General features: G+C 26.8%; 24 protein-coding genes. All 24 read left to right on the top strand.

Annotated features, from left to right (window positions below):
• The first annotated feature begins 4 nt into the window (after positions 1-4).
• The 24 genes from map to rplO all read left to right on the top strand — a co-directional run bounded on the left by map (position 5) and on the right by rplO (position 12,748).
• The gene (gene map / locus H0H78_RS01930; RefSeq protein ID WP_185850820.1) at positions 5-817 is read left to right on the top strand and encodes a type I methionyl aminopeptidase; all 813 of its coding nucleotides are present in this window, start codon (positions 5-7) and stop codon (positions 815-817) included.
• Positions 818-899: 82 nt separating this feature from the next.
• Positions 900-1,280: a 30S ribosomal protein S12 gene (gene rpsL / locus H0H78_RS01925; protein WP_185850819.1), complete on the top strand. Its 381-nt coding sequence runs from the start codon at positions 900-902 to the stop codon at positions 1,278-1,280.
• A 1-nt stretch (position 1,281) separates the two neighbouring features.
• Positions 1,282-1,758 (top strand): 30S ribosomal protein S7, encoded by a 477-nt coding sequence (gene rpsG / locus H0H78_RS01920; RefSeq protein ID WP_185850818.1) that lies wholly within the window; start codon positions 1,282-1,284, stop codon positions 1,756-1,758.
• A 2-nt stretch (positions 1,759-1,760) separates the two neighbouring features.
• Positions 1,761-3,899, top strand: coding sequence for an elongation factor G (fusA, locus tag H0H78_RS01915; protein ID WP_185850817.1), 2,139 nt, complete (start codon positions 1,761-1,763; stop codon positions 3,897-3,899).
• Between the two features lie 14 nt (positions 3,900-3,913).
• A complete protein-coding gene (rpsJ, locus tag H0H78_RS01910; RefSeq protein ID WP_014158839.1) occupies positions 3,914-4,219 on the top strand; it encodes a 30S ribosomal protein S10 in 306 nt (101 codons plus the stop codon).
• A gap of 8 nt (positions 4,220-4,227) precedes the next feature.
• Entirely contained in the window at positions 4,228-4,887 is a 660-nt protein-coding gene (rplC, locus tag H0H78_RS01905; RefSeq protein WP_185851274.1) for a 50S ribosomal protein L3, read from the top strand.
• Positions 4,862-5,503, top strand: coding sequence for a 50S ribosomal protein L4 (gene rplD, locus H0H78_RS01900; protein WP_185850816.1), 642 nt, complete (start codon positions 4,862-4,864; stop codon positions 5,501-5,503). Before rplC ends, rplD begins: the two co-directional genes overlap by 26 nt.
• On the top strand, positions 5,500-5,814 hold the full coding sequence (locus H0H78_RS01895) for a 50S ribosomal protein L23 (protein WP_238783739.1): 315 nt from the start codon (positions 5,500-5,502) through the stop codon (positions 5,812-5,814). The genes rplD and H0H78_RS01895 overlap by 4 nt, the downstream gene beginning before the upstream one ends.
• Positions 5,815-5,819: 5 nt before the next feature.
• Complete coding sequence (gene rplB / locus H0H78_RS01890) at positions 5,820-6,644, top strand: 50S ribosomal protein L2 (protein ID WP_185850815.1); 825 nt, start codon at positions 5,820-5,822, stop codon at positions 6,642-6,644.
• Positions 6,645-6,647: 3 nt separating this feature from the next.
• Positions 6,648-6,932 carry a 30S ribosomal protein S19 gene (gene rpsS / locus H0H78_RS01885; protein ID WP_185850814.1) on the top strand — a complete coding sequence of 95 codons (285 nt, stop codon included), beginning with the start codon at positions 6,648-6,650 and terminating at the stop codon, positions 6,930-6,932.
• An 18-nt stretch (positions 6,933-6,950) separates the two neighbouring features.
• Positions 6,951-7,313 (top strand): 50S ribosomal protein L22, encoded by a 363-nt coding sequence (rplV, locus tag H0H78_RS01880; protein ID WP_185850813.1) that lies wholly within the window; start codon positions 6,951-6,953, stop codon positions 7,311-7,313.
• Positions 7,314-7,319: 6 nt separating this feature from the next.
• Positions 7,320-8,018, top strand: coding sequence for a 30S ribosomal protein S3 (gene rpsC, locus H0H78_RS01875; protein ID WP_185850812.1), 699 nt, complete (start codon positions 7,320-7,322; stop codon positions 8,016-8,018).
• A gap of 7 nt (positions 8,019-8,025) precedes the next feature.
• Positions 8,026-8,442 carry a 50S ribosomal protein L16 gene (gene rplP, locus H0H78_RS01870; RefSeq protein WP_185850811.1) on the top strand — a complete coding sequence of 139 codons (417 nt, stop codon included), beginning with the start codon at positions 8,026-8,028 and terminating at the stop codon, positions 8,440-8,442.
• Positions 8,439-8,630, top strand: coding sequence for a 50S ribosomal protein L29 (rpmC, locus tag H0H78_RS01865; protein ID WP_185850810.1), 192 nt, complete (start codon positions 8,439-8,441; stop codon positions 8,628-8,630). Before rplP ends, rpmC begins: the two co-directional genes overlap by 4 nt.
• Positions 8,627-8,932, top strand: a complete 306-nt coding sequence (rpsQ, locus tag H0H78_RS01860) for a 30S ribosomal protein S17 (RefSeq protein WP_394366919.1) — start codon at positions 8,627-8,629, stop codon at positions 8,930-8,932. Before rpmC ends, rpsQ begins: the two co-directional genes overlap by 4 nt.
• A 7-nt stretch (positions 8,933-8,939) precedes the next feature.
• On the top strand, positions 8,940-9,308 hold the full coding sequence (rplN, locus tag H0H78_RS01855; RefSeq protein ID WP_185850809.1) for a 50S ribosomal protein L14: 369 nt from the start codon (positions 8,940-8,942) through the stop codon (positions 9,306-9,308).
• Positions 9,309-9,322: 14 nt separating this feature from the next.
• Complete coding sequence (rplX, locus tag H0H78_RS01850) at positions 9,323-9,538, top strand: 50S ribosomal protein L24 (RefSeq protein ID WP_185850808.1); 216 nt, start codon at positions 9,323-9,325, stop codon at positions 9,536-9,538.
• Complete coding sequence (gene rplE / locus H0H78_RS01845) at positions 9,535-10,089, top strand: 50S ribosomal protein L5 (protein ID WP_185850807.1); 555 nt, start codon at positions 9,535-9,537, stop codon at positions 10,087-10,089. Before rplX ends, rplE begins: the two co-directional genes overlap by 4 nt.
• Before the next feature lie 5 nt (positions 10,090-10,094).
• A complete protein-coding gene (gene rpsN / locus H0H78_RS01840) occupies positions 10,095-10,364 on the top strand; it encodes a 30S ribosomal protein S14 (protein WP_185850806.1) in 270 nt (89 codons plus the stop codon).
• A 5-nt stretch (positions 10,365-10,369) separates the two neighbouring features.
• Positions 10,370-10,759, top strand: a complete 390-nt coding sequence (gene rpsH, locus H0H78_RS01835; RefSeq protein ID WP_185850805.1) for a 30S ribosomal protein S8 — start codon at positions 10,370-10,372, stop codon at positions 10,757-10,759.
• 15 nt (positions 10,760-10,774) lie between these two features.
• On the top strand, positions 10,775-11,323 hold the full coding sequence (rplF, locus tag H0H78_RS01830) for a 50S ribosomal protein L6 (protein WP_185850804.1): 549 nt from the start codon (positions 10,775-10,777) through the stop codon (positions 11,321-11,323).
• 58 nt (positions 11,324-11,381) lie between these two features.
• Positions 11,382-11,720 (top strand): 50S ribosomal protein L18, encoded by a 339-nt coding sequence (gene rplR, locus H0H78_RS01825; protein WP_185850803.1) that lies wholly within the window; start codon positions 11,382-11,384, stop codon positions 11,718-11,720.
• Positions 11,721-11,731: 11 nt separating this feature from the next.
• Complete coding sequence (gene rpsE / locus H0H78_RS01820) at positions 11,732-12,265, top strand: 30S ribosomal protein S5 (protein ID WP_185850802.1); 534 nt, start codon at positions 11,732-11,734, stop codon at positions 12,263-12,265.
• Positions 12,266-12,286: 21 nt separating this feature from the next.
• The gene (gene rplO / locus H0H78_RS01815) at positions 12,287-12,748 is read left to right on the top strand and encodes a 50S ribosomal protein L15 (protein WP_185850801.1); all 462 of its coding nucleotides are present in this window, start codon (positions 12,287-12,289) and stop codon (positions 12,746-12,748) included.

Below are 12,748 nucleotides of genomic sequence, written 5' to 3'. Positions count from 1 at the left end.
GAATATGATAAAAACAATTGAAGAAATAATTCTTATTAAAAAAAGTGCTTTTTTAGCATCTAAAACATTGGGAATGTTGGCAAAAGAAATTAAACCAGGAATAAATTCTCTTTATTTGGATAAAATAGCTGAAAAATTTATTAGAGATCATGGAGGTATGCCTGCTTTTCTAGGATTATATAATTTTGATCATACTTTATGTTCTTCACCAAATAATCAAGTAGTACATGGAATACCTAATAAAAAACTTTTATGTGAAGGTGATATTTTATCTATAGATTGTGGTGTATATATGAATGGTTATTATGGAGAACATGCATATACATTTGAAGTAGGAAAAGTTTCTAAAGATGTTAAAAAATTTGTCAAGTGTTCAAAAGAATCCCTATATAAAGGATTATCTAATTGTATAAAAGGAAATCATATTGGTGATATAGGTTTTTCTATTCAATCTAGTGTTGAAAAATATGGATATAGTGTAGTTAGAGATCTTGTAGGTCATGGTTTAGGAAAAAAAATACATGAAGAACCTCAAGTTCCTAATTTCGGAAAAAGGGGAGAAGGTTTAAAACTAGAAGAAGGTCTTGTTCTATCTATAGAACCTATGGTCAACAAAGGAAAACCTGATGTTATTTTTCATGAAGATGGGTGGACTATAACAACTTCTGATCAAGATCTTTCTGCTCATTTTGAGCATAATGTAGCTATAGTGGATGGAAAACCTTGTTTACTTTCTACTTTTAGGTATATATATAACGAACTAGAAATTGAATCCTCAGAAGAGGATTTATTTAAAAATAAAAAAATTAATTATTAAACAAATTAGTTGTAATTTATTATTAAATAATATAATTTGCAATTATTATTTATTAAAGATAAAATACTATTTGCAGTATATTATGCCTACTATACAACAATTAATTAGAAAAGGAAGAAAATCTTCTTCTAAAAAAAGAAAATCTATTGCCTTAGATTTTTGTCCGCAAAAAAGAGGAGTATGCACAAGAGTTTATACTACTACTCCAAAAAAACCTAATTCTGCGATGCGAAAAGTAGCTCGTGTTCGTTTTACAAATGGTAAAGAAGTTATTAGTTATATAAATGGAGAGGGACATAATTTACAAGAACATTCAATTGTTTTGGTAAAAGGAGGTAGAGTGAAAGATTTACCAGGAGTAAAATATAAAGTGGTACGTGGTGCTCGTGATACTGCGGGGGTTAACGGAAGGAAAAAAAGTAGAAGTAAGTATGGAGCTAAAATAGAAAAAAAAGGAAAATAAAATGAGAAAATCTAAAAAAAGAAAAAGAATTTATTTTCCTGATCCAAGATTTAATGATATTCTTGTCTCTCGTTTTATCAATCATTTAATGAAAAATGGAAAAAAAAATTTAGCTTATAGGATATTTTATAATGCAATGAAAAAAATAGAGGAAATCAAAGATAAAGAAGAAAAATCCTCTTTAGAAATATGGAAAGATGGATTAAAAAATGTTACACCTAATGTAGAAGTTAGAAGTCGTAGAATGGGAGGATCCAATATACAAATACCCACGTCTATTTCTTCTAACAGCAGAATAACTAAAGCAATAAAATTACTTATTTCTTGTGCTTCTATTAGAAAAGAAAAAACAATGTCTTCTAGATTGGCTTATGAAATATTTGATGCTTACAATGAGCAAGGAGAAGCGGTAAAAAGAAAGGAAAATATTCATAAAATAGCGGAAGCTAATAAAGCTTTTTCTCATTTTAGATTTTAATCATGTCAAAGGATTTAAGATATACAAGAAATATAGGAATTGCAGCACATATTGATGCTGGAAAAACAACAACAACAGAAAGAATTCTTTTTTACACAGGAATTAATCATAAAATAGGGGAAGTCCATGATGGAACAGCTACAATGGATTGGATGTTACAGGAACAAGAACGTGGAATAACTATAACTTCAGCTGCTACATGTTGTAAATGGAATTATAAAAATAAGAAATATCAAATCAATATTATAGATACACCTGGTCATGTAGATTTTACAGTAGAAGTGGAAAGATCTTTAAGAATATTAGATGGAATGGTTGTTTTATTTAGTGCTGTAGATGGAGTTGAACCTCAATCAGAAACAATATGGAGACAAGCAGATAAATATTCTATACCTAGAATAGCTTTTATTAATAAAATGGATCGTCAAGGAGCAGATTTTTTTAATGTTTGTTTCCAAATAACAGATATGTTTGGGGCTCATTCTGTTCCTTTACAAATTCCTATTGGATCTGAAAATGGATTTAAAGGAGTAGTAGATTTAATATCAAATAAAGCAATTATATGGGATGATCATAATTATGGTATAACGTATCAAAAAATACCTATTCCTGAAAATATGAAAGATATTGTAAATGATTATCATAACAAGTTAATCGAATCATTATCTGAATATGATGATGTACTTATGGAAAAGTATATATCTAATGATTATTCTATTTCTGAAGAAGAAATAATATCTTCTTTGCATAAAAGCACAATTGAAATGAAGATTATTCCAATATTATGTGGTTCTTCTTTTAAAAATAAAGGAGTACAAACAGTATTAGATGCTATATGTCGTTATTTGCCTTCTCCTTTAGAGGTAAAGGATATTGTAGGTATACATCCTGTTTATCAAACAAAAGAAACAAGAAAACCTAGTGAGAAAGAACCATTTTCTGCTTTAGCTTTTAAAATAGCTAGCGATCCATTTGTTGGACGATTGGCTTTTTTTAGAGTTTATTCTGGTAAAATAGAAGCAGGATCATATGGTTTAAATCCTAGATCTGGAAGTAAAGAAAGAATTTCCCGTATATATCAAATGCACGCTAATAAACAGAATCCTATTTGTCAAATAGAAGCAGGAGATATAGCTGCGATAGTAGGATTTAAAAATATTAGAACGGGAGATACGTTATGTGATGAAAAAAACCCAATACTTTTGGAAAGTATTTCTTTTCCTGATCCTGTCATAGGAATAGCCATAGAACCAAAATATAAATCAGATATTGACAAAATGAGTTTAGCTTTGTCCAAACTAATGGAAGAAGATCCAACTTTTCAAGTACGTGTAGATAATTATACAGGACAAACTATAATTTCTGGTATGGGTGAACTACATTTAGAAATACTTTTAGACAGAATGAATAGAGAATTCAAAGTAGAAGTTAATCAAGGTAAACCAAAAGTAGAATATAAAGAAGCGCTAACTACTTTGGTAGAACATAGAGAAATATATAAAAAACAAACAGGAGGACGTGGTAAATATGCTGATATTTTGTTTAAAGTTGGTCCGGGAAGTAAAGGAAGTAAAGGTTTAGAATTCATTAATAAAATAAAAGGTGGAAATATTCCTAAAGAATATATTCCATCAATAAAAAAGGGTTGTGTAGAAATGATGAAAAGAGGCCCTTTGTCAGGATATGAAATTGATAACGCAAGAATAATTATTTTAGACGGATCTTATCATTCTGTTGATTCTGATCAATTAGCATTTGAAATAGCAGGAAGATTAGGTTTTAAAAAAGCAGTAAAAAAAACTAAACCTATTCTTTTAGAACCAATTATGAAATTGGAGATAGTAGTACCAGAAGAAAATATGGGAGATGTAATAGGTGATTTGAATCGTAGGAGGGGAATTGTACAAAATATGAATGACAAAAAAAATATAAAAATAATTCAGTCTTTAGTTCCTTTATCTGAAATGTTTGGTTACGTTACTATCTTAAGAACTCTTTCCTCAGGTAGAGGAACATCAACTATGGAATTTTATCACTATGATGTAGTTCCAAAAAATATAATGGAAAACATAATCTTTGTAAATCAAAAGCAAGAAAAGAATAATTTAGATGATAAAAAAAAGAAAATTAAGAAAAAATAAGAAAATAAATAAGCATGGGGCATGATATAAAAATTAAATTAAAATCTTATGATTATAATTTATTAGATAAATCGGCTGAGAAAATAGTAAAATCTGTACTTCCAACAGGTGTTGTATTGAATGGTCCGGTTCCGTTACCTACAGAGAAAAAAATATTTACAGTATTGCGTTCTCCACATGTAAATAAAAAGTCAAGGGAACAATTTTTACTTCCTACGCATAAAAGACTTTTGCAAATTCATAATGCTTCCTCTAAAACAGTAGATGCTTTAATGAAATTAGAATTACCAAGTGGTGTAGAAGCTGAAATTAAAGTATGAAAAAAGAAATGTTTGGTTTAATGGGAATCCATTTTGGAATGACTAGTATTTTTTCTAAGAATGGGGAAAATATCCCATGTACTATTGTAAAAATATATCCTTGTTATATTGTTCAAATAAAAAACTTAGAAAAAGATGGTTATTCTTCTATTCAATTAGGAATGATAAATAAGAAAAAAAAACATACAACTAAAGCTTTACAGGGTCATTTTAAAAAAGCAGGAATTACTCCAAAAAAACAATTAATGGAATTTAGAGGAAAAATCTTAAATTCTTCAAAAGAAGAAATTAAAATGGGAGATTTAATTGATATAAATATATTTTCAGAAGGAGAATTAGTTGATGTAAAGGGGAAAACTAAAGGAAAAGGATTTCAAGGAGTGGTTAAAAGACATGGATTTTCTGGTGTAGGAGAAAGTAGTCATGGGCAACATAATAGATTAAGATCTCCTGGATCTGTTGGAGCAGGATCGGATCCTTCTAGAGTTTTTAAAGGTAAAAAAATGGGTGGACGAATGGGAGGATGTTATATGACTGTAAAAAATTTGATTCTATTAAAAATAGATTTAGATAACAATGTCCTTTTATTAAAAGGATCTGTTCCTGGTAATAAAAATTCATATTTAATAATAAAGAAAAAAAATGGAGTTAGAAATATTAGATATTAAGGGTGAATTAACGAATCGTAAGATTGTATTAAATGATAATTTTTTTGAAAAGACAAAACCTTATAATCATTCTATATATTTAGAAATTAAAAGATATTTATCAGCTCAACGTCATGGAAAACATAAATCTAAAGAAAGAAGTGATTTATCTGGAAGTACAAAAAAATTACATAGGCAAAAAGGAACAGGTGCATCTAGAAAAGGGGATATAAAAAATCCTATATTTAGAGGAGGAGGAAGAGTTTTTGGTCCTCGTCCAAGACTTTATTTATCTAAAATGAACAAACAAACTAAATTTTTAGTTAGAAAATCTATTATAGAATATAAATTGAAAAAAAATAAAGTTAAAATAATAGAAGACATTAGATTGGATAAACCAAAAATGAAACCTTTTTTAAAAATATTAGAATACTTAGGATTAATAAATGAAAAATTATTAATGATAGTCGAAAAAAAAAATACAAATTTGTATTTATCTTCTAGAAATTTAGATAAATTTAGATTATCTACTATTTGTGAAGTAAATAGTTATTTGTTATTAAAATATTCATATATTCTATTCTCGGAGAGTTCCGCTAAAAAAATTAAGAATTTTCTTGATCCCTTAAATTTATGATTATTTTAAATCAACCTTATCTTACAGAAAAATCATCTGGAAAGGAAAAAAATTTATGTTATACTTTTCTGGTATATATTAATTCTAATAAAAAAGAAATTAAAGAAGAAATAAATAAAATGTTTGGAGTTTCTGTGAGAAAAATTTGTACTATGATTTATCCTAGAAAAAATAAATCAAGGTATACTAAAAAAGGATATTTATATGGAAGAACTTCTAAAGTTAAAAAAGCAATTGTTAAATTAGAAGTAGATCAAAAAATTAGTTTTTTTAAGAAAAAAAAAGAAGATATAGATATATCTAAAAAATAAATTTAATGTCAATAAGAAAATTAAAACCATTAACACCCGGTCAACGTTTTAAGATAGTTAATAATTTTGATCAAATTACACATTCTATTCCTGATAGAAATTTAACAAGAGGAAAATCAAAATCTGGAGGAAGGAATAATTATGGTAAAATGACTGTACGTTATCTTGGAGGAGGACATAAAAAAAGGTATAGAATAATTGATTTTAAGAGAAGAAAGTTTGGAATTACTTCTATAGTAAAAACTATAGAATATGATCCTAATAGATCTTCTTTTATTGCTTTACTTCATTATAAAGATGGTGAAAAAAGATATATTTTAGCTTTAGATAAATTAAAAATAGGACAAGAAATTATTTCTGGAAAAGGAATACCGTTTAATATAGGAAATTCTACTTTTCTAAGTGAAATTCCTTTAGGGACAAATATTTCCTGTATAGAATTGAGGCCTGGAGAAGGAGCAAAAATAGCTAGAAGTGCAGGTTCTTATGCTTTATTATATGCAAGAGATAATAAATATGCAACAATTAAGCTTCCATCTGGAGAAGTAAGGATAATATTGAATCAATGTATGGCAACAATAGGTATTGTTTCAAACCTTGATCATCAATTAGAAAAATATGGAAAAGCTGGAAAAAATAGACATCTAGGAAGAAGATCAAGAACTAGAGGAGTGGCAATGAATCCTGTAGATCACCCAATGGGAGGTGGTGAAGGGAAAGCTTCTGGTGGTATACCTAGAAGTAGGAAAGGAATTCCATCTAAAGGTTTTCGAACACGTTCGAAAAAAAAATATTCTGATAAATATATTTTGCAAAGAAGAAAAAAATAAATTATGGCAAGATCTCTTAAAAAAGGACCTTATGTTTCTCATAAATTGTACAAAAAAGTTTTAAAAAATATAAAAAACGAAAAAAAAATTGTTATTAAAACATGGTCTAGACCTTCTACTATTTTACCTGATTTTGTAGGTCAAACTTTTTCTGTTCATAATGGAAGACAATTTATCACTGTTTATATAACAGAAAATATGATTGGACATAAATTGGGTGAATTCGCTCCTACACGTACTTTTAGAAAACATTCTGGATCAAAAAATAAAGTAAAAGTTAAAAATTAGATTTTATTTATTCTATCTATGGAAGAACATAAAAAAAATATTATTTTTGCTTCTTCAAATGAAGTTTCTATTTCTCCAAGAAAAATTAGGCTAGTAGTTAACTTAGTTAAAAATAAAGAAATACAAGAGGCTTTAGATATATTAAAATATAGTAAGAAACATCAAATATCTTTGATTTTGAGAAAATTACTATTATCTGCTTTATCTAATTGGAATAAAATTTATAAAAATATTTTGGAAAAAGATTCTAATTTATATATTGGTAAAATAGTAGTTAATCAAGGAAAAACTTTGAAAAGATTACGTCCAGTCCCTCAAGGAAGAGGAAATAGAATAAGGAAAAGATCGAGTAAAATTTTAGTTGTTTTAGAAAAAAGATAAAATATTATGGGACAAAAAACGAATCCAATGATGAATCGATTAGGTATTATTGTAGGATGGCAATCTAGTTGGTGTAACAATTATAAAGAAAGAATATTAGAAGATTTTAAAGTTAGAAGATATATAGAAGCAAGATTTCCTAAAGGAATAATTTCTAGAATTTTTATAGAACGAACTATGAAATTCATTACTTTAACCATTAGGACTTCTCGTCCAGCTCTTGTTATAGGAAAGGGTGGAGATGAAGTTGATACTGTAAGAAAAGAATTAAAAAAACTAACGAAAAAAGAAATTCAAATAAATATATCTGAAGTGAAACGTCCTGAATTAGATGCTCCTTTAGTTGCAAAAAATTTGGTAAGACAATTAGAAAATAGAATTTCTTATAAAAAATTAATTAAATTATCTATGATTGCTGCTATGAGAATGAATGCCAAAGGTGTAAAAATTCAGATATCAGGAAGATTAAATGGAGCAGAGATGGCAAGATGTGAGATTTACAAGGAAGGAAGAATCTCTTTAGGTACGTTTAGAGCAGAGGTTGATTATTATATGTCTGTAGCTCATACAATATATGGAAGTATAGGAGTTAAAGTATGGATAATGAAAGGAGAAATATATGGAAAAAAAGAATTATCTCCTTCATTAATGCAAAAAAAATATAGATTTTCTAACCATAAAACATTTCGTAGAAAAAAGTTTTGATAAAAATATGTTACAACCGAAAAAAACAAAATATAAGAAAAGACAGAAAGGAAGAATACGTGGGTATGCGTCAAAAGGAATATTTTTATCGAGAGGTTTATATGGGATAAAAGCTTTAGAAGGAGGATGGATTAGTTCTAAGCAATTAGAAGCTGCTCGTGTTGCTGCCACAAGATATATGAAAAGAGAAGGAAATTTATGGATAAATATTTTTCCAGATAAACCTGCTACAAAAAAGCCACAAGAAGTACGTATGGGAAAAGGAAAGGGGCCTGTGGAATTTTGGGTTGCAGTGGTAAAACCAGGAAGAATTTTATTTGAAATAGATGGAGTTACTATTGATATAGCAAAAGAAGCTTTAAGATTAGCTGCACAAAAATTACCTATAAAAATAAAATTTATTTATTCTAAAGAATATATATGAAATATTCTGACTTGAAAATACTTTCTGAAAAAGAAATTCTAAAATATTTAGAAAATAAAAGAAATGATTACAAAAAAATGAAATTTGATCATTCTATTGGTTTAAAAAAAAATACTATGGAAATTAGATGGTTAAGAAGAGATATAGCTAAATTAAAAACTGAATTTAATAGAAAAAAAGCAAAATGATTATTCAAGATAAAAAGAATAAAGATTCTTTTATTAAGATTAGGAAAAAAAGAAAAGAAAGAAAAGGAATAGTCACTAGTGATAAAATGGATAAAACTGTTATTGTTTCTGAAATAAAAAGAGTAAAACATAAATTTTATGAGAAAAGAATTCTGAAAAGAAAAAAGTATATGGTTCATGATGAGAAAAATATTTCTAAAAAAGGTGATGTAGTCTTTATAATGGAAACACGTCCTATTAGTAAGAAAAAATGTTGGAGATTGGTTTCTGTTTTAGAAAAAAAAAAGGAAATATTAAAATAAATTATATATGTTACAACAAGAATCTAGATGTAGAGTTTCGGATAACACAGGAGCAAAAGAAGCTTTAATTATTAGAGTTTTAGGTGGTACAGGAAAAAAATATGCATCATTGGGAGATTCTATTATTGTTACTATTAAAGAAGCAGTTTCGGGTGGATTAGTGAAAAAAGGTCAAGTAATAAAAGCTATTATTATTCGGACAAAAAATAGAAAAAGGAGAAAAGACGGTTCTTATATATGTTTTGATGATAATGCATGTGTTCTTATTAACACTACTGGAGAAATAATGGGAACTAGAGTTTTTGGCCCTGTTGCTAGAGAATTAAGAGATAAAGAATACATGAAGATTATATCATTAGCACAGGAAGTTTTATAAACATATTTTTATATATGAAAAAAGGAGATTTAGTATATATTTTATCTGGTAATAATAAAGGAAAAAAAGGAACAATCCTAAAGGTTATTAAAAAAAAAAATAAAGTATTAATACATGGTATTAATATGATTAAAAAACATTTAAAACCAAATAGAAATAATCTGAAAGGTTCTATTGTAGAAAAAGAAGCGCCTATACATATTTCAAATGTCAAAAAGATAAACTCATGATTTATCATCCTAGATTAAAAATATTATATAATATTGAAATTATTCCTAAATTGATGAAAAAGTTTAAATATACTTCTGTTATGGAAGTTCCAAGATTAAAAAAAATAATTATTCATCAAGGAATAGGATCATTTTTTGTTTTAGATAAAAAAATAGTTGATTTTTCATTAAAAGAAATATCTTCTATAACTGGACAAAAATCTGTTTTATGTTATTCTAAACATGATGAATCTGGATTTAAGTTGAGAAAAGGTACACCTATAGGTGTAATGGTTACTTTGAGAAAAGTTAGGATGTATGAATTTTTGGAAAGGTTAATTGTAATTTCTTTGCCAAGAGTAAGAGACTTTGAAGGTTTAAAGAATAACAGTTTTGATGGTTTTGGAAATTATAATCTTGGAATTAACGAACAAGTGATTTATCCAGAAATAAATATAGATAAGATAAAAAAAAATATGGGAATGAATATTACGTTTGTAACGTCTGCAAAAAGTGATATAGAAGGAAAAGATCTTTTATCTTCATTTGGTATTCCATTTAAAAATAAATAGAAAATATGGCTAAAGAATCAGTAAAAGCAAGACAAAGAAAAAGAGAAAAAATAGTTTTAAAATATGCGAAAAAACGTAAGTTTTTGAAAGACTCTAAGAATTATGAATTGTTACAAAAGTTGCCTAGAAATGCATCTCCTGTCCGTTTAAAAAATAGATGTTCTATTACTGGAAGATGTAGAGGTTATATGAGGAAATTTGGTATTTCCCGCATTGTTTTTAGAGATATGGTTTCTCAAGGTCTTATTCCCGGAGTTAAGAAAGCAAGTTGGTAATTTTTATGTATACTGATCCTATTGCAGATTTTTTAACTCGAATTAGAAATGCTTGTATGGTTAAACATAAATTCATAGAAGTTCCATTTTCTAATATAAGAGAAGGAATATCCAAAGTTTTATTAGATAATGGTTATATATTTGATTATAAATTAGGAGATAAAAAAATAAAAACGATTAAGATTGCTTTAAAATATTATAAAAATGTATCAGTAATACAAAAAATTATTAGAATAAGCAAGCCAGGTCTAAGAAAATATTCAAAATACAAAGAACTACCTCGTGTTTTGAATGGATTGGGTATAGCTATACTTTCTACATCTTATGGTATTTTAACGGATAAACAAGCAAGAAAAAGAAAATTAGGAGGAGAAATATTGTGTTATATATATTAGAAAAATATATTTTCTATGTCTAAAATTGGAAAAATTCCTATCTTTATTCCTAAAGATTTAAATATAAAAATTGATAAAAATTTAATAATTGTTAAAGGAAAATTAGGTGTTTTAAACCTGAAAATTCCTGAGGAGATAAAATTATTAATAGATAATAATAAGTTATATTTAACTAGAAATATAGAATCTAAAAAAATTAAATCTCTACATGGTTTATATCGTGTTTTAATTTTTAATATGATTCAAGGAGTAACTAAAGGATTTAAAAAAGAATTAGAATTGGTAGGTGTTGGATATAGAGCTATTAATAGAGATAATAATATTTTAGAATTAAATTTGGGTTTTTCTCATAGTATTATGATTCAAATTCCAAAAGAAATATCTGTAGATATAAAAACAGAAAAAGGAAGTAATTTTATTTTACTTTTAAAATCGTATAATAAACAATTATTGGGTTTAGTTGCTGCAAAAATTCGTTCTTTTAGAAAACCAGAACCATATAAAGGAAAAGGAATTAGATATTTGAAAGAAGAAATCAGAAGAAAAGAAGGTAAAACTGCTTAGTTATTATTGACGTAATAAATAAAGATATATATGACGTAATAATAAAAAATATTATATTATGGTAAAAAAGAATTTTAAAAGAAAAAAAAATTTTCTTGGAAAATTAGATAAACCGAGAATATCTATTTTTAGAAGTAATAAAGCTATATATGCTCAATTGATAGATGATCAAACCGGAAAAACATTGACATACTCATCTTCTCAAGAAAAAAAGTTATTATTGATGAATCAATCAAAAACAAAAATGGAAATTTCCAATGAAGTTGGAAAACTTTTAGGTGAAAGAGCTAAAAAATTAAATATAAAAAAAGTTGTTTTTGATAAAGGTAGATATTTATATCATGGACGAGTGAAATCTTTAGCTGAAGGAGCAAGAGAGAAAGAATTAGATTTTTAATTTGATATTATATGAAAGCCCAAAATACATCTGATAAAGAAAAAAAAAAAAAATATCTTGGATTAGAATTAAGAGAAAAATTGATTGGCGTGACTAGAGTATGCAAGGTAACTAAAGGAAGAAGATATTTTAGTTTTAGCGCTATCGTTATTAAAGGTAATGAAAAAGGAATGGTTGGTTATGGTTTTGGAAAATCAAAAGAAGCACCTGATGCAATTCGTAAAGCTGGAGAAAGAGCAAAAAAAAGTTTATGTAAAGTTTGTATATTGCCTAATGGAACTATTCCTCATGAACAAGAAGCAAAATATGGAGGGGCTAAAATTTTAATTAAACCAGCATCTGAAGGTACAGGAGTAATAGCTGGAGGACCTTTAAGAGCTGTTCTTGAATCTGTTGGATTAAGGAATGTTTTATCTAAATCAAAAGGATCTTCAAATCCTCATAATATTATTAAAGCAACAATAAAAGCTCTCAGTTATATGAGGGATGTTAAAATAATAGCAAAACAAAGAGGAATTTCCATTGAAAGAGTATACAATGGGTAATTTTATAGATTAATTAATTTTATGCAATCATTAAAATATTTAACTCCAAAAAAAGGATCTAAAAAGAAAAAATTGAGATTAGGTAGAGGACAAGGAAGTGGGAAAGGAGGAACTTGTGGAAGAGGACATAAAGGAGCGAAATCTCGCTCTGGATTTTCTAAAAAAGTAGGATTTGAAGGAGGACAGATGCCTATACAAAGAAGAATTCCAAAATTTGGATTTCGTAGTTATAATAAAAAAAAATATTTTGTAATTAGTTTGGACACTTTACAAAAGTGGATAAATGATAAAAAAATATCCAATGAGAATATCATAACTAAAAGTGTTTTATATGAGAAAAAATTAATTAAAAAAAATTCTATTATCAAAATTTTATCAGGAAAAAATAAATTTTGTTATTCATTAAAAATAAAAGCTTCTAAATTTAGTAAAAAAGCACTTTTTGTTATAAATAAATCTGGAGGAAAAGCTTTATTTGAATAG

The sequence above is a fragment of the Blattabacterium cuenoti genome (genome assembly GCF_014251235.1).
GTDB lineage: Bacteria > Bacteroidota > Bacteroidia > Flavobacteriales > Blattabacteriaceae > Blattabacterium > Blattabacterium cuenoti_AF.
The sequence above is the reverse complement of the archived record's forward strand: the minus strand, read 5'-3'. Positions and strand labels throughout refer to the sequence as shown.